This window comes from Bartonella sp. CL25QHWL (assembly GCF_042195335.1).
GTDB lineage: Bacteria > Pseudomonadota > Alphaproteobacteria > Rhizobiales > Rhizobiaceae > Bartonella.
The window spans coordinates 195,946-212,133 of record NZ_JBHIOE010000002.1 but is presented as its reverse complement, the minus strand read 5'-3'; the positions used below and the strand labels follow the sequence as shown (position 1 = coordinate 212,133).

General features: G+C 37.7%; 15 protein-coding genes and 1 pseudogene. 7 read left to right on the top strand and 9 right to left on the bottom strand.

The window, feature by feature from the left end:
* Positions 1-278 precede the first annotated feature (278 nt).
* The gene (locus ACFILY_RS02135) at positions 279-1,568 is read left to right on the top strand and encodes an MFS transporter (RefSeq protein ID WP_273791063.1); all 1,290 of its coding nucleotides are present in this window, start codon (positions 279-281) and stop codon (positions 1,566-1,568) included.
* Here ACFILY_RS02135 and ACFILY_RS02130 read toward each other — a convergent pair.
* Genes ACFILY_RS02130 through ACFILY_RS02120 form a run of 3 tightly spaced genes read right to left on the bottom strand, consistent with a single transcriptional unit; the run spans position 1,565 to position 2,443 of the window.
* A complete protein-coding gene (locus ACFILY_RS02130; protein WP_273791119.1) occupies positions 1,565-1,828 on the bottom strand; it encodes a hypothetical protein in 264 nt (87 codons plus the stop codon). The two genes, ACFILY_RS02135 and ACFILY_RS02130, sit on opposite strands and share 4 nt — an antisense overlap.
* The gene (locus tag ACFILY_RS02125; protein WP_375630745.1) at positions 1,818-1,997 is read right to left on the bottom strand and encodes a hypothetical protein; all 180 of its coding nucleotides are present in this window, start codon (positions 1,995-1,997) and stop codon (positions 1,818-1,820) included. Before ACFILY_RS02125 ends, ACFILY_RS02130 begins: the two co-directional genes overlap by 11 nt.
* Positions 1,997-2,443 (bottom strand): DNA polymerase III subunit chi, encoded by a 447-nt coding sequence (locus ACFILY_RS02120; RefSeq protein WP_375637386.1) that lies wholly within the window; start codon positions 2,441-2,443, stop codon positions 1,997-1,999. The genes ACFILY_RS02125 and ACFILY_RS02120 overlap by 1 nt, the downstream gene beginning before the upstream one ends.
* A 397-nt stretch (positions 2,444-2,840) precedes the next feature.
* Here ACFILY_RS02120 and lptF point away from each other — a divergent pair, with 397 nt between their 5' ends.
* The 6 genes from lptF to rsmA all read left to right on the top strand — a co-directional run bounded on the left by lptF (position 2,841) and on the right by rsmA (position 10,380).
* The gene (gene lptF / locus ACFILY_RS02115) at positions 2,841-4,031 is read left to right on the top strand and encodes an LPS export ABC transporter permease LptF (RefSeq protein WP_375630747.1); all 1,191 of its coding nucleotides are present in this window, start codon (positions 2,841-2,843) and stop codon (positions 4,029-4,031) included.
* A complete protein-coding gene (gene lptG, locus ACFILY_RS02110) occupies positions 4,028-5,119 on the top strand; it encodes an LPS export ABC transporter permease LptG (RefSeq protein WP_375612925.1) in 1,092 nt (363 codons plus the stop codon). Before lptF ends, lptG begins: the two co-directional genes overlap by 4 nt.
* Positions 5,120-7,480 (top strand): LPS-assembly protein LptD, encoded by a 2,361-nt coding sequence (locus tag ACFILY_RS02105; RefSeq protein ID WP_375637387.1) that lies wholly within the window; start codon positions 5,120-5,122, stop codon positions 7,478-7,480.
* A 109-nt stretch (positions 7,481-7,589) separates the two neighbouring features.
* Positions 7,590-8,546 (top strand): SurA N-terminal domain-containing protein, encoded by a 957-nt coding sequence (locus ACFILY_RS02100; RefSeq protein WP_375612927.1) that lies wholly within the window; start codon positions 7,590-7,592, stop codon positions 8,544-8,546.
* Positions 8,546-9,559 (top strand): 4-hydroxythreonine-4-phosphate dehydrogenase PdxA, encoded by a 1,014-nt coding sequence (gene pdxA / locus ACFILY_RS02095; RefSeq protein ID WP_375630753.1) that lies wholly within the window; start codon positions 8,546-8,548, stop codon positions 9,557-9,559. The genes ACFILY_RS02100 and pdxA overlap by 1 nt, the downstream gene beginning before the upstream one ends.
* Complete coding sequence (gene rsmA / locus ACFILY_RS02090; protein WP_375630755.1) at positions 9,550-10,380, top strand: 16S rRNA (adenine(1518)-N(6)/adenine(1519)-N(6))-dimethyltransferase RsmA; 831 nt, start codon at positions 9,550-9,552, stop codon at positions 10,378-10,380. Before pdxA ends, rsmA begins: the two co-directional genes overlap by 10 nt.
* A gap of 29 nt (positions 10,381-10,409) precedes the next feature.
* Here the strand turns inward: rsmA and gmk are convergent, their stop codons facing one another.
* From gmk to fabD, 6 genes and pseudogenes are all read right to left on the bottom strand, one after another.
* A complete protein-coding gene (gmk, locus tag ACFILY_RS02085) occupies positions 10,410-11,087 on the bottom strand; it encodes a guanylate kinase (protein ID WP_273791072.1) in 678 nt (225 codons plus the stop codon).
* A gap of 299 nt (positions 11,088-11,386) precedes the next feature.
* Positions 11,387-12,495, bottom strand: a pseudogene (mltG, locus tag ACFILY_RS02080) (endolytic transglycosylase MltG).
* Between the two features lie 96 nt (positions 12,496-12,591).
* Positions 12,592-13,854: a beta-ketoacyl-ACP synthase II gene (fabF, locus tag ACFILY_RS02075; RefSeq protein WP_375637388.1), complete on the bottom strand. Its 1,263-nt coding sequence runs from the start codon at positions 13,852-13,854 to the stop codon at positions 12,592-12,594.
* Positions 13,855-13,955: 101 nt separating this feature from the next.
* A complete protein-coding gene (locus ACFILY_RS02070; RefSeq protein WP_004860281.1) occupies positions 13,956-14,192 on the bottom strand; it encodes an acyl carrier protein in 237 nt (78 codons plus the stop codon).
* 261 nt (positions 14,193-14,453) lie between these two features.
* Positions 14,454-15,191 (bottom strand): 3-oxoacyl-[acyl-carrier-protein] reductase, encoded by a 738-nt coding sequence (fabG, locus tag ACFILY_RS02065; protein WP_375637389.1) that lies wholly within the window; start codon positions 15,189-15,191, stop codon positions 14,454-14,456.
* Between the two features lie 18 nt (positions 15,192-15,209).
* Entirely contained in the window at positions 15,210-16,154 is a 945-nt protein-coding gene (gene fabD, locus ACFILY_RS02060; protein WP_273791076.1) for an ACP S-malonyltransferase, read from the bottom strand.
* Positions 16,155-16,188 lie beyond the last annotated feature (34 nt).

Below are 16,188 nucleotides of genomic sequence, written 5' to 3'. Positions count from 1 at the left end.
TAAAAATGGCATTAAACTTTAAAGGAAACAGCAATGTGAATGAGAGCTGCGTTTATAGCCACCTATTGCCATCTTCTACAGCATTTAAAGCAGCGTCTTTATTTTATTCATTTTGGATAATATATAGAACACTTATTCATACTCATCAGTCCATAATCATTGTTCTAATATATAACGAAGTGTCATAATATTGACTCGACACTGATTTGAAATTTCTATAGTTATAGTCAGTTAACTCGTTATTTGATTTGTCATATACTGAAAGGGACATTCTATTCATGTCTATAAACTCAGAAATGAAAGCTACAAGCAACAGAAACTCCCCTCGTCGAATTTTATTTGCAAGCCTTATTGGACCAACAATTGAATTCTTCGATTTCTATGTCTTTGGCACTGCCGCAGCTCTTATATTTCCTCATGTGTTTTTTCCAACACAAAATGATCAGACTGCCATTTTACAATCTTTCCTGATATTTGGAGCAGCCTTTTTTGCTCGCCCTTTTGGATCAGTTGTTTTTGGACATTTTGGGGATAAAATTGGAAGAAAAGCAACACTTATTGCTTCTCTTCTCACAATGGGTCTTTCAACAGTCATTATTGGTTTTCTTCCTACTTATGAAATAGCAGGGTGGTTTGCCCCTTTCCTCTTAACCTTGTGCCGTATTGGACAGGGAATGGGATTAGGAGGAGAATGGGGAGGCGCTGTTTTGCTCGCAACAGAAAATGCCCCTCCAGAAAAGCGCGGCTGGTATGCGATGTTCCCCCAATTAGGCGTTTCAATAGGTTTGTTTTTATCTATTGCTGTTTATTTAGCTCTGTTGCATTTCCTTGATCGTGCAGAACTTTTAGCTTGGGGATGGCGTATTCCTTTTATTGCTTCAGTTGTTTTTATGATTATAGGATTATGGGTCCGTCTTTCAATTAATGAAACTGTTCAATTCAAAAAAACTCTTGAAAGTAAAGAACATGTCAAAGTTCCTATCATAGATGTCTTTTTAAAATGTCCACGAATCCTATTTCTTGGAGTATTTTCTGGTATGGCAACTTTTGTTTTGTTTTACTTGGTTACTACATATTTGTTAAGCTATTCAACAAACCATCTGCAATTGCCATTTCATCAAGCTCTTCAAATCGAAATTGTCGGTGCTATTTTTTGTGGGATTTTTACTGTCATCACTGGAAAACTCGCTGACCGTATTAGACGTAGAACTTTGATGATTTGGATTACGATCATCACCGGTATTTATTCTTTCGCAATTCCTTATTTCTTAAATTCTGGAGTTATAGGAGTCCTTGCAATGTCTGTTATTGGTTTGTCTCTCATGGGAATGATATACAGTCCTCTTGGTGCTGTTTTGGCTTCACCATACCCAACAGCAATCCGATATACCGGTTCTTCTATCACTTTCAATTTATCTGCTATCATAGGAGCATCTCTCGCGCCTTATATTGCAGAATATCTGGTGCAACATTTCGATACATCTTATATCGGTTATTATTTGCTTCTTGCTTCTTTTATTTCACTGATTTGCTTCGTCGGATTTACAGATGATGAAATATCCAACTAAAATATAATAACGAAGAATAAAATAAGGACTGGCGGCAAAAATGCTGCCAGTTTTGTTTTTAAAGACAGGGGTTGAGGTATTTTCCACCACAATATTCCCGCAAACAATGCACTCAAAAAGAAAAATAAAAAATCTGCAATATTACTCATATAAGCAACAGCAAACATTTTTGATAAGATATGCGTTGTCCCCAACCACGACACGCAAAAGAAGGACAACATCACAGCCCATAAAATAAGCAAAATTCGATCAATAATCATCATCATGGCGTTTCGTTTTTTTAATTATAGGCCATATCTTTAGCATGCCTAAAAGAAAAATCACAATAAAAACCCAACGCCCTCCCCCTGAACCTTCCGTAATAAAAAGTGCTGGATTTACTATTCCCAGCAATCCTATAAAAATCAGAGCAATAGATACGAGACGCATTAAACCTGTTTTTCCCAGCGACTATCTTCAGTCTGTTGCCAATACGTTAAATTATGATTTTCCATTTTATATTTTTTCCACTGTGCACGAACGAGATTCAACTGCTCTTCACTTCTACCATCAAATATCACGACAAGCCGTTGATAAGCATCAATATCCGAACAAACAGCTCCCTCTATGAGAAAACGAACCTTTGAATCATTCGGATTTTCTTGTCCTGTCGTCAGAAATACAGGCTGAAAGTTTGAATATTGATCACACTCCGTTCCATGTCCAATAAATGATTCATCAGCATAAACCCATAAATGTATATCTATAGAATCGCGTTGTTCTTTACTCACACATTGTATTGTTACTTTACCAAAACGAGCCAATGCACGCTCCACAAGCGTCGGCAAAATATCCTTCAGCGTTGACTGCGTCAAATGATAGAATAAAATATCCAATCTCTTAAGCCTTCATCATTCTTTATAAAAAAGCTAACATCTTTTTAAAAAAACTTCTATATCTCTAATACAAAGGAAACGGTTCAAGATATAAACCCTCTTTTTTGATGGAGATGCATCATCTTTTTGCACGTGTCTTTAAAAGACAATAATTTTTATTTTCAACGTTAATAAAAAAGTTTTTTAAGTTATTTTCTAGATTCTTTGTAGACTATAGTTGAAAATAAAATATAATGTACGGAAAATTTAAAGAGGACCTCATAGGCAATTTTATATTATTTATTTGGTAAAAATATCCAATTCATGAAAGGATATTTTTTCAAACTTTATTACATTTTAACCGAAAGCAGTAAAAATATTTGCTATCGAATTAAAGACTGAGGATTTTCCCCAATTTATGCGTATTATTGAGTTCTACATCCTGAAACGTGTCCTTGTTTTGTTTAGTTCTGTCATGATTGCAGCAGTGGGCGTTAGTTGGACTATACAAATTCTTGCACGGATAAACTTTCTCACAACAAGTAAACAAACACTCCTCACAGTCTTACAATTTTCACTTTCATTGGTTCCTTCTGTTATTTTTCTTGTCATTCCATTTGCATTAGTGATCGCAGTTACAACCATCCTCTCAGCAATGCATCAAGACTCAGAATTTGCTGTCATCAATGCCTCTGGTTTTCCTAAAAGTACTGTTTGGAAACCTATCCTTCTTCTTGCTATTGTTGCATCCTGTATCTCCTTTTCTATAGCTAATTTTGTTGTTCCTCAAGCGCGACTTCATATGCGACAAATGCTAGCAAGCGCTCATTTTGATCTTATTAATCTATTCATTAGTGAAGGGAGCTTTCAAAAACTCGCCAATAACCTTTACATAGAAATTGGCGAACGAAATCCAAACGGAACACTTGAACGCCTTTTCATTGCCGACCAGCGTGATCCTAAGACTGATCTTTTTTATTATGCAACAGACGCATCCATTGTGAGCAATAAAAACGGCAGTTTTCTGGTTCTCAATAACGGTGAAATAGAAAGAGTCAATCATCAAAATAACAGTGTTTCAATCGTGCAATTTAGCTCATATACTTTTAGCCTAGGAGAGTTTATCCCCAGTGATAAAACACCTACTCTTTATCCAAAAGATCAGTCTCTTTCTTATTTACAAAACCCTGACCCAAAAGATCCCTACTATCAACGAAAACCACTCCAATATAAAGCTGAATTTCACCGCAGATTAACACAATGGCTCTACCCTATTGTTTTTTCACTTATTGCATTAGCAGCGGCAGGAGATGTACGCTCCCATCGACAAGCTCGTCATTCCGCAAATCTCTCGGCAATTGCCCTTTCTTTTCTGGTGTATTGGATAGGATATTTTTTCGCAGAAAAATCAAAAAGCGATCTTGCATACGTTCCTCTCCTTTATATTATACCCATAGGAACAAGTGCATTTGTCTTTTTTATGCTTTTAACGAATCATAAAATTGGGCTTCCCACAAAAGTTAATGAGATACTTCAAATCGCTTTTCAAAAAATAATGAACAAATTTGAACAGCGAAAATCTCAAGATTCCTCGGATAAAATATCATGATTGGGTGGACACTTGGACGATATTTTTTTATACGGTATCTTAAAATAACTTGTTATTTCTGGGGAAGCATTTTTGTTCTTGCTCTTTTAATCGATTTCACAGAGAATTCCGGTAGGCTATCTTCCCTTCCGCATTATACAGCAAAAGATGCATTTTTCCTCTCTGCTTTACGCATCCCTTTTATCATGCAACAACTTATCCCTTTCATTGCACTCTTTTCTGCAATGGCAACGCTTATCTCGCTCAACAAAAAACTTGAACTTGTAGTGACTCGTTCAATCGGTGTTTCTGCATGGCAATTTCTTATGCCAGCTTGTTTTGGAGCTTTTCTTTTGGGATTATTTTCAATTCTTCTCATTAATCCACTTGCTGCATGGGGATTTTCTCAAGCAGAAAAAAAGATGACTGAATGGCGCAATCACAATGTACTAACACCTCTTCACAATACAAGTATCCACTGGTTAACACAACGTACAAATTTAGGCAGAACAACCATTGGCGCCAAATCTATCACCGATCAAGGACTTTCTCTTCTCGATGCAACCTTTGTACAATACAATGACAACGCAACCGTCAAAAATTGGATTAACGCCCCAAAAGCAACCTTGACTAATGGATTTTGGCTATTAACAAATGGAACAATCTATAAAATAGGGCATCCTCCTGAAAAATTTACCGTGTTGCAAATAAAAACCAATCTAAAACCTGAATTTTTAACGGAACGTTTAGTGAATCCCGCAACTATTCCATTTTACCAATTGCCAAAAAAAATTATGATTGCACGTTCATTTGGCTATTCTGCTAATAATTTTGATATGTATTTTCAATCTTTGATTGCATTACCGGCATTGCTTGTGGCAATGACCCTCATTGCAGCAACTGTATCTTTAAATTTTACACGTTTTGGGCAATCTAGAATGTTGATTCTTGGTGGCGTAATAGCTGGGTTTATGCTTTATGTTATTTCCGTACTTGTTCAAGCTTTTGGTAATGCTGGATATATTCCACCAATTATTGCAGCTTGGACACCCGTTGTTATTGCGTTATTCTTAGGAATCTCTTTTTTACTTCATAAAGAGGATGGCTAAGTGAAAGCATTAACACTTAAAAAAACTATTTTAACAAAATTAAGTGCTCTCGCTTTTAAAAGTGTTATAGGGGTTATTTTAGGAAGTGCTTTGTCTTATTGTGCGCACGCTCAAAGCCTTCTATCTCCTTCTCAAAGTCGCATTCAAAATCCGGAACCTCCTCTTTTGCTCTCTGCGGATGAACTCATCTACAATCGTGATGAAAACACTGTTTCTGCACACGGTAATGTTCAAATCGAATATGATGGCAATAAAGTTGTCGCTCAAAAAATTATTTACAATCAAAAAACAGGACGGCTTATAGCACAAGGGAACGTTGAAATTACTCAAAAGGATGGTAATAAAATTTATTCCAACCAAATTGATATGACCAAAGATCTTGGCGAGGGTTTTGTAAACGCCTTACGTATTGATACAGCCAACAATGTTCACTTTTCAGCCCAAAATGCTACACGCAAACACAACCACATAACAGTCTTTGAAAATGCAACCTATACAGCCTGTGAACCTTGCTCTTATAAACCAGATCGAGACGTCCTATGGAAAATTAAAGCAAGAAAGATCATATGGAATAATAGCATCAAAAAAATTCGGTTTGAAAATAGCAGTTTTGAAGTTTTTGGTGTACCGATTATAAAATTTCCAAATTTTGAGATCTATGATCCAACTGTTAGGCGTGCTAGCGGTCTGCTTACTCCTCATTTTTTTTATACTGATTATCTCGGTATGGGGATAAAGAATTCTTATTTCTGGAATCTCGCCCCCCATTATGATTTTACCCTTTCTTCTACGGTTTATACCCAACAAGGGCTTTTAACCGAAGGGGAATGGCGTCAGCGTTTAAAAACGGGACGTTATAATATTCGCTTTGCTCATATATATCAAATGAAACCGCATAGATTTGATAATGATACGATTGATGCCCAACATAAAAACCGTTATATGCTGGCGACAAAGGGGGATTTTCGTATTAATTCACACTGGACTTATGGATGGGATATTCTTGCACAATCAGATCGGCATTTTAGTCGTGCCTATAAACTTGAAAACTATAACAATCCTACACAACTTTCTCAGATCTATCTGAATGGTCTTGCAGGAAAAAATTATTTTGATATGCGTTTTTATCATTTTAAAGTTCAAGATTCAATATTGAATGATCCTCATTATGAACGTCACTCTCGGCAAGCGTGGGTCTTACCACACATCGATTATTTTTTCACACCAGATGAACCCATTTATAATGGAGAGCTTACCTTCCATAGTAATATGCAATCAGTTTATCGTCGCCATGCTGACTTCAGTTCACCCGACCAGAACGGAAACCCTCTCAACACAGTAAAACTTTCTGGTATGGCTGGAAATAGTTTGCGTTTAACAAACGAGCTTCAGTGGAAAAAGCGCTTCAACACGCACAACGGACTCATCTTAACCCCTCTTCTCTCTCTACGAGCTGATATCATTACAACCAATGCAAGAGAAAATCACACAGATTCTATAGAAAACAATGCCTTATCCGCAATTCATGGTTCAGCAATTCGTGGCATGGCAACAGCAGGGTTGGAACTACGCTATCCCTTCCTCATTACAGCTGATCATTCTACACATATTATAGAACCAACTGCACAAATTTTTATACGCAATAATGAACAATATATTGGACAAATTCCTAATGAAGATGCTCAAAGCTTTGTCTTTGATGCAACCACTCTCTTTCAACGAGACAAATTTTCTGGTTATGATCGTGTAGAAGGTGGTACAAGAGCCAATATAGGTATAAGATATTCTGGAAGCCTTAATGATAATTGGTCTCTTTATGGTCTCATTGGACAATCCTTTCATCTAGCAGGAAAGAATTCTTTTGCAGAAAAGGACTTTATCAATGTCGGTACTCATTCTAGCTTAGAGGCAAAACGTTCAGACTATGTTGCAATGTTTGGTACAACCCATAAAAGTGGTTTTTCCTTAGAAACGCGTGGACGCTTTGACAAAAAAACAGGAAAAATCCGCCGTAGTGAAATCGAAGCATCACAAAAATGGCAAAATTTTTGGGCAGCTCTACAATATGCCTATATCGCAAAGCAACCAGATTATGAATATTCTCAAGAGCGCCAAGAAATTTCTTTTCAAACAGGACTTAAATTGGCAGATTATTGGTCCATTAATAGCAACGCCGGTTATGATTTAGTATCTGGTACATTTATAAAGCGAGGAATTAGCTTGAGTTATATGGATGAATGTTTCGGGTTAACATTCGGTTATCAACAGGTAACGAATCCAGGCAGGAAAGCACCCTTGCAAAACTTTAATTTCTCTCTTTCATTGCGTACGATTGCAGATATCGGAAAAAAGATAGATTAATTTATAAAGGGAATGTATCAGTCATTTAACTTATCATTGTTTTTATGAAAGAAAGCGTGTATTTTAAGTTGTTGATGAGAATTAATAAACAATGCGAAAGCCTATTTACATGAATAAATTGAAAAAGCGTTTTCTTGCTTTATTTTATATTGCGTCTTTGAGCGTAAGTAGCCTGTTAATAAATGGATTTTTGATTCCGACAGTCTTTGCGCAGACTTCTATTGTTGTTACAGTTAATGGCAACCCCATCACAAATTATGATATACAAAGACGCCTTGCTTTTCTCAGATTACAACAAAAGCAAGGCAATTTGGTGGCACAGGCTAAAAAAGAGCTTATTGACGAAAAGCTAAAAAATATTGAAATAAAACGTCTTAATATTGAAGTAAGCAATGATGAAGTTGATAGAGCTTTTGAGAATTTTGCGACACAAAATAATATGACGATTGATCAGCTCAACCAGATTCTGATCCAAACTGAGATCACAGTGCAACACTTTAAAGATTACATCCGTGGACAAATAGGATGGGGGCGTCTTGTTAGCGCACGCTATCAAGCTGAAACAGGTATGATTAGCGAACAAGAAGCTGTACGCAGAATATTAAAAAATGGTGGTGTAAAACCTTCAACCAACGAATATACATTACAGCGAATTGTTTTTGTCATTCCTGCACATCGTCGTTCAGAGATCTTTGAAAGACGTCAAAGAGAAGCAAGTAATTTTCGCGCACATTTCCGTGGATGTGCCAATGCTCACAATCAAGCAAGAGGTATTTTAGACGTTACTATCCGCCACTTAGGAAAGTTTCTGGAGCCACAACTTCCTAATGCATGGGAACAAGCTATTCTTGAAACGCCTGCTGGAAAAATGACAAAATTACAAGAAACATCTGATGGAATTGAAGCAATTGCTGTCTGCAAAATAAAAAGAGTTTCTGATGATTATGTCGCTCGACTGATATTTTCTCTTCAAGATAGTAAAAAAAGAAGCCCGCAAAAACTTGAAGAATTAAGCGACAAATATTTAGGAGAACTGCGGCGAGTGGCACGCATTCAAAATTCATAATGGCTGCTCTTATTGTTAGTGGTGGTGATCCTGCCGGTATTGGTCCTGAAATAGTATTAAAAGCGTGGAATTTGCGTGTTACGCGCCAAATTCCGCCTTTTGTACTTCTTGCTGATCCAGATGTTATTCGTTCGCGCGCTCGTTTTTTACAGATTGATGTTGAGGTGCAATCTGTTTTAATCAATAATCCTGCAAAAAATTTTCAAAACGCTCTTCCTATCATACCGTTAAAAAACAAACAAAGTGATCAATTAGGTATACCTTCATCGAATAATGCCGCTGGAATTATTGAAGCAATTAAACGCTGTGTTCAATTGATTCAAAATGGCCATGCATGTGCACTTATCACTTGTCCTATTGCAAAAAAGAATCTTTATGATGCCGGTTTTCAATTTCCAGGTCATACAGAATTTTTAGCTGATTTAGCCCATAAAGCTTTTCATAAATACTATCATCCAGTTATGATGTTAGCAGGACCTCGATTAAAAACAGTACCAATAACTGTTCATATTCCATTTAAAAATGTTCCTTCACAGCTTACCCGTGATTTAATTATTCAAACGGTACTTATTACTGAATGTGACTTAAAAACACGGTTTAAAATAACGTCACCCCGACTAGCTGTTGCTGGTCTTAATCCTCATGCTGGAGAAGGAGGTGCAATGGGCAAAGAAGATATTGAAGTTATCACTCCTGCTATTGAATATCTTAAAAAGAAAGGACTCAATATTGCAGGCCCGCTACCTGCCGACACAATGTTCCATGAATGTGCAAGAAAGGCATATGACGTTGCCATTTGTATGTATCATGATCAAGCCCTTATCCCTGTTAAGACACTAGACTTTGACAGCACTGTTAATGTCACGTTAGGTCTACCTTTTATTCGCACGTCTCCAGATCACGGAACTGCTTTTGACATTGCTGATAAAGGGATAGCCTCTCCCGAAAGCTTTATTGCTGCTCTTAAACTTGCAAATCAACTTGCAAAAAATAGTTTAATACCATGCCAATAGATAATCTCCCTCCTCTGCGTGAGGTCATTGATATATATGGATTACAAGCGCATAAATCTTTGGGGCAGAATTTTCTTTTTGATCTTAATTTAACATCTAAAATTGCTCATCAAGCAGGCAATATAGAAGGAAAACCTGTTCTTGAAATTGGTCCTGGTCCTGGAGGTCTCACACGTGCCTTGCTAGCAAAGGGTGCCATTGTAACAGCAATAGAACGCGATGAGCGCTGCATACCGGCTCTCTTAGAAATAGAAAAACACTATCCTAAAAAATTAAAAGTTATTTGTAATGATGCACTAAAGCAAGACTTCTCAAAACTCTTTGAAACAAGCCCAGAAAAACCTCGCATTATTGCAAATCTTCCCTATAATATTGGGACAAAACTCTTATTAAATTGGCTTTTGACTGAACCATGGCCTCCTTTTTATGAATCAATGACATTGATGTTTCAACGTGAAGTTGCCAAACGGATTACAGCTAAACCTCAATCTACTCATTATGGACGTCTTAGTGTCTTAACTGGCTGGCGTACTACTGCTAAAATTGCTTTCGATGTACCCCCTCAAGCTTTCATACCAATACCTAAAGTAACGTCTTCCGTTGTTCATATTATTCCACGAACACAACCTCTTGCCTGCTCTGCACAAAAACTAAGCCTCGTCACAAAAACCGCCTTTGGGCAAAGACGAAAAATGCTTCGTCAAAATCTCAAAACACTTGGAGGTGAAGTGCTATTAGAAAAAGCTGGAATTGATGGAATGCGCCGTGCTGAAACGCTCTCGGTTTCTGAATTTGTAACTCTAGCGCATCTAGTGCTCTAAAAAATGCACTTTGTGTTATGAAACCTTTTTTAATCACAACATTTATCGATTTTTTCAGCAATAAGCCCATCAACAAAAGAGCCAAGATAAGAACAACGCTCACGTTTTACGGTTTCAGCTAAATAAATTGATTTAATAAAAGATAAAGACTGATCTAAATCTTCGTTAATCACAACATAATCATAAGAACGCCAATGCTTTAACTCCGTTCGTGCATTTTCCAATCGCAAATTGATGATATCTTGACTATCTTCTGCTCGACGATGTAAACGCGAAACAAGCTCTTTCATTGATGGTGGAAGGATAAAAACAGATACAGTGTCTCCTAGCATCTTTTTTTGCAGCTGCTCGGTACCTTGATAATCAATATCAAATAACATATCATGGCCAGCATTCAATGCGTTTTCAACAGTTTCACGCAAAGTGCCATAATAATTTCCGTGAACTTCTGCCCATTCAATAAATTCATCTCTATCACGCTTATATTCAAACTCTTCCTTTGAAATAAAGTGATAATGTAGCCCATCTACTTCACTAGGACGCCTTTTCCTTGTGGTCATACTTACGGAAAGCTCTAATTGTCCATCTTTTAGAAGTAATCGAGAAATTGTTGATTTACCAGCACCTGAAGGTGAAGAGAGAATAAATAAAAAACCGCGGCGTTGATTTATTTTTATAGCACTCAATTTACTTTCAAAGACTGTCATTACATCACTCTACTTTGTTCATAAATGTTTCTCCAAAATTTGAATTATACATTATCTCAACCTCTCCCCTAATCAATGTGTTTTCTTAGCAATTCTCAATGTTATTTTGCTCTTTTTTGAGATAAGGTATTAGCAGTATATTCACTTCTTTCTTAAATATTTTTATCCATACGCCAACCCCACTTGTGACAGACAAGAAAATGATTTTTTATCATTCTCATAAAAAGTTTAAATAGAAAAATTTTACTATATTTGGGATTCTCATTTACGATGCAAAAAGATGTGTTATCACTATAAATTCAATGTTTTGCCTTTAATTCTCGCCACTTGCGAACATTCATATTATGTTCCTCTAAAGTTCGAGAAAAAACATGCCCTCCTGAACCATCAGCAACAAAATAAAGTGCATCACTGCTTGGTGGATGTGCCACCGCTTTTAAAGAATCCCGACCTGGATTTGCAATAGCCGTTGGGGGCAAACCATTAATTTTATAAGTATTATATGGTGTTTCCTTCTCAAGATCTGAACGATAAATTGCACGACCGGATGGTTTTCCTTTTCCTCCGAAGAGACCATAAATTACTGTTGGATCCGATTGAAGACGCATATGCTTTGTAAGGCGGTTATAAAATACCGCAGCAACCATTGGTCTTTCTGCTGCAATTCCCGTTTCTTTCTCAACAATTGAGGCTAATATAACAAATTCATCAATTGATTTAATGGGTAAATCAGGTGAACGCGTAGCCCATATAGCATGAATTAATTTTGTCTGTCCTTCACGCAACCTGTTTACAATCTCTTTACGCGTTGTTCCCCGAATAAAACGAACAGTATCCGTCATTAAATAACCTTCTGGAGGCAAAATTTTTGGAAGGTCTCCAATCAAAATTTCATTCGCAGCTAATCGATCGAAAACTTGCTGAACCGTTAAACCTTCAGGTACTGTAAATGTATACTCTATAGATTTTCCTTTCACAAGAATATCCATAATATCCTGCATCGAAGCATGAGCTGGAATTAAATATTCACCAGCCTTCAGATGCGTTGTTTTTTGGTGATAACCAACCCCATAAACAAAAATATCTGATGATCGAATGAAACCACGTTTTTCTAGCAATGAAGCAATTTCACGAATTCCGGTACCAGGATGGATAAGAACAATTTGTTCTTCCTCAATTTTTCCCTTTTCTTCAAAAATACTTTTTCCAATATAAAGAGGAATACTTATGGCAAAAAGAATAATCACAATCAGCATAAGAAAAAAATGACCGAGAATGACCAACGGATTACGGACGATAGATGATTTCTTTCGTTTTTTATGTATTAACATGTCATAACTATCTGCTAAATGATTCGAAGAGGAATCACTTACGTCCTTTAATGATTTCCATTTTTCACATCGGACATAACCCCTCAATAGCGATTAAGGATAATATTATAATTTCTCATTCACCTTATAATAAAGTAGAAAACTCAAAAGCAAAAATTAAATAAAAATACTTATTATCCCCTAAAACGTCGCATCACCAACGATGCATTTGTCCCACCAAATCCAAAAGAATTAGAAAGAATCGTATCAATCTTTCGTTCACGCGGTTTGTGTGGTACAAGATCGATTTTCGTTTCAATCGATGGATTGTCAAGATTAAGTGTCGCTGGGGCTATATTATCCCGTATAGCTAAAATAGAAAAAATAGCCTCAGCAGCACCGGCTGCACCAAGTAAATGCCCGATAGATGATTTCGTTGATGACATAGAAACTTGTGGTGCATAACTCCCTAAAACACGCTCAACAGCCGCTAGCTCTATGGAATCAGCCATCGTAGATGTACCATGAGCATTAATATAATCAAGTTCACTCACATTCACTTGTGCACGCTTAAGAGCAGCTATCATACTACGCTGAGCCCCTTCACCACTTTCTGAAGGCGCTGTAATGTGGTAAGCGTCACCAGATAAACCATAGCCAATAACCTCAGCATAAATACGCGCTCCTCGTTTTTTGGCATGTTCCAGCTCTTCTAAAACAACAACTGCCGCTCCTTCCCCCATCACAAAACCATCACGATCAGTATCATAAGGACGTGACGCCCGTTCAGGATCATCATTGCGACAAGTAGAAAGAGCTCTACAAGCTGCAAAACCTGCAAGAGATATCCGATTTATCGGAGATTCAGCCCCCCCTGCCACCATGACATCTGCATCACCAAACATAATTAAACGTGCCGCATCACCAATCGCATGCGCCCCTGTTGAACAAGCCGTTACAACAGAATGATTAGGCCCCCGTAAACCATATTGAATAGACACATAACCAGAAGCAAGATTAATCAAACGACCTGGAATAAAAAAAGGAGAAACACGACGTGGGCCCTTGTCACGAAGCGTATAACCAGCTTCAACAATACCCTCAACTCCCCCAATTCCCGAACCAATTAACACACCTGTACAAATCTGATCTTCATCACTCTTAGGAAACCATTCGGCATCTGCAAGCGCTTGGTTAGCAGCAGCCATTGCATAAACAATAAATGCATCAACTTTACGTTGCTCTTTAGGTTCCATATACAAATCAGCATTATAAGTCCCCTCTGTTCCATCCCCTAAGGGGATACGCGCAGCAATCTGGCATGGCAAATCTGACACATCAAACTCTGTGATACGTCGGACACCACTTCTTCCTTCAAGAAGTCGTTTCCAACTATATTCAGTATTACCAGCTAATGGAGATACCAACCCTAAACCAGTAACAACAACACGTCTCATAACTTATAACCTTGAACTAAACTTCACCTCTCAAAGCTCTCTTTTCAAAAGAGCTCCGAAGAATATAGGCAAAAGCAATTCATGCCTTTGCCCTTTAGTAATCACGCAGAAGCTTTATCAATGAACTTGACTGCATCGCCAACTGTGAAAATCGTTTCAGCAGCTTCATCTGGAATTTCTACCCCAAACTCTTCTTCAAAAGCCATAACGAGTTCAACCGTATCAAGGCTATCAGCCCCTAGATCATCGATAAAGCTTGCATTTTCTACAACTTTATCAGCATTAACCCCAAGATGTTCCACGATAATTTTCTTAACGCGCTCTACTGTATCACTCATGTTGAAATCCTCGAATTTATATTTTCCTATAATTTGGTTAACTATATCGGTTCATCTAATCAAGCAATAGATGCATTACTTTAAAAGATTTTAGTAATGATTTAAAACATCCTGTGGATATCCCCTACAAAATGAACCAATCTGACATTCCGACATCAATTGATCAACGACCATATTAAAGAAATAGATGCATCTATCCATTTCAATCGTTACTATCTAAAATAATACAACTCATAAATCAATGTGGAATAAAATAAATACTCAAATCATTGCCATTCCACCATTGATATGGAGTGTTTGACCTGTCGTATAGGCTGCTTCATCGCTTGCTAAATAAACAGCAGCAGCGGCTATTTCTTGCCCACTTCCCATACGCTTCATCGGAATCGCAGCCATAATGGCTTCTTTTTGCTTTTCATTAAGCTTGTCTGTCATTGCGGATTTAATAAATCCTGGAGCAATACAATTGACAGTGATGTTTCGCGAAGCAATTTCTTGTGCCAATGCTTTAGAAAAACCTATCAAGCCTGCTTTTGCAGCACAATAATTCGTTTGTCCAGGGTTTCCCACAACACCAACAACAGATGTAATGTTAATAATCCTTCCATAACGGCGGCGCATCATAGAATGTATTAATTCACGCGTCAAAAGAGAAGCAGCTGTTAGGTTAACTTCTAAAACATCATCCCAGTCTTTATCTTGCATACGCACAAAAAGACCATCCCTAGTGATTCCCGCATTGTTAACCAAAATATCGACGCCATCCATTTCTCTTTCTGCAACTTCAGCCAATTGTTTAATCGATTGGCGTTCAGAAAGATTAGCGGGAAATACAAAAACATTCTGCCCTAATTCTGCCACCACTTCTCTAAGCTTTTCTTCGCGTGTTCCATGAAGTCCAACAATGGCTCCTTGTGCATGAAAGCAGCGTGCAATTGCCTCACCAATTCCTCCCGAAGCCCCCGTTACAAGAGCTTTACGTCCTGTTAATCTAAACATCTTTTAACTCCTTATAGATTAAACGCCGAGCATACCTAGCGCTGATTCTATTTCATCAACTGTTCCAATGGTTACCCCCTTTATATCTTTGTTAATACGACGCGTTAAACCTGTTAATACTTTTCCAGAACCAACTTCAAAAAGCGTATCAACTCCATTAGCAGCGATCCATTCTATTGTTTCACGCCATCGCACCCTCCCAGTCACTTGTTGGACAAGAAGAGTAGTAATACGCTCTGGATTGCTCTCAGGTGCAACAGAAACATTGGCAATCAAAGGAACAATAGGGGACATTTTGTTAACAGTCAAAAGTGCTTTCTTCATGGCATCAGCAGCAGGTTGCATTAAAGATGAATGAAAAGGTGCAGAAACAGGAAGAAGAAGTGCACGTTTTGCACCTTTTGTTGATGCAATCTCTACCGCTGCCTCAACTGCTTTTGCTTTACCGGAAATAACAATTTGCCCACCACCATTATCATTAGCAATCTGACATAATCCTTCTCCAGAAACAGTTTCGCAAATTTCTTCCACAATGTGCTCTTCTAAACCAATTAATGCTGCCATAGAACCTTCACCAACCGCGACAGCAGCCTGCATAGCATTGCCACGAATACGCAAAAGTCTTGCCGTATCTGTGAGAGTAAATGTACCAGCAGCACAAAGAGCCGAGTATTCGCCTAAAGAATGACCAGCAACAAATCTTACCTTTTCTTCTATACGAAGCCCTAATTGTTTCATCACACGAATGACAGCCATAGATACAGCCATTAATGCCGGTTGTGCATTTGCTGTTAACGTTAAAACATCTGCTGGTCCTTCAAAAATGATCTTTGATAATTTCTCGCCCAAAGCATCATCAACTTCCTCAAAAACCATCCGTGCGGCAATAAATTGCTCTGTAAGCGCCTTCCCCATACCAACAAGTTGACTCCCCTGCCCTGGAAAAATAAAAGCTGCACCCATTTATCAACTCCTAAAACTGTACAATTAAATTATT

Bases quoted from the DNA above. Each gene is read 5' to 3' on its own strand.
- ACFILY_RS02135 (WP_273791063.1), top strand. From the start codon at position 279: ATGTCTATAAACTCAGAAATGAAAGCTACAAGCAACAGAAACTCCCCT.
- ACFILY_RS02130 (WP_273791119.1), bottom strand. From the start codon at position 1,828: ATGATTATTGATCGAATTTTGCTTATTTTATGGGCTGTGATGTTGTCC.
- ACFILY_RS02125 (WP_375630745.1), bottom strand. From the start codon at position 1,997: ATGCGTCTCGTATCTATTGCTCTGATTTTTATAGGATTGCTGGGAATA.
- lptF (WP_375630747.1), top strand. From the start codon at position 2,841: ATGCGTATTATTGAGTTCTACATCCTGAAACGTGTCCTTGTTTTGTTT.
- lptG (WP_375612925.1), top strand. From the start codon at position 4,028: ATGATTGGGTGGACACTTGGACGATATTTTTTTATACGGTATCTTAAA.
- ACFILY_RS02100 (WP_375612927.1), top strand. From the start codon at position 7,590: ATGAATAAATTGAAAAAGCGTTTTCTTGCTTTATTTTATATTGCGTCT.
- pdxA (WP_375630753.1), top strand. From the start codon at position 8,546: ATGGCTGCTCTTATTGTTAGTGGTGGTGATCCTGCCGGTATTGGTCCT.
- rsmA (WP_375630755.1), top strand. From the start codon at position 9,550: ATGCCAATAGATAATCTCCCTCCTCTGCGTGAGGTCATTGATATATAT.
- gmk (WP_273791072.1), bottom strand. From the start codon at position 11,087: ATGACAGTCTTTGAAAGTAAATTGAGTGCTATAAAAATAAATCAACGC.
- fabF (WP_375637388.1), bottom strand. From the start codon at position 13,854: ATGAGACGTGTTGTTGTTACTGGTTTAGGGTTGGTATCTCCATTAGCT.
- ACFILY_RS02070 (WP_004860281.1), bottom strand. From the start codon at position 14,192: ATGAGTGATACAGTAGAGCGCGTTAAGAAAATTATCGTGGAACATCTT.
- fabG (WP_375637389.1), bottom strand. From the start codon at position 15,191: ATGTTTAGATTAACAGGACGTAAAGCTCTTGTAACGGGGGCTTCGGGA.
- fabD (WP_273791076.1), bottom strand. From the start codon at position 16,154: ATGGGTGCAGCTTTTATTTTTCCAGGGCAGGGGAGTCAACTTGTTGGT.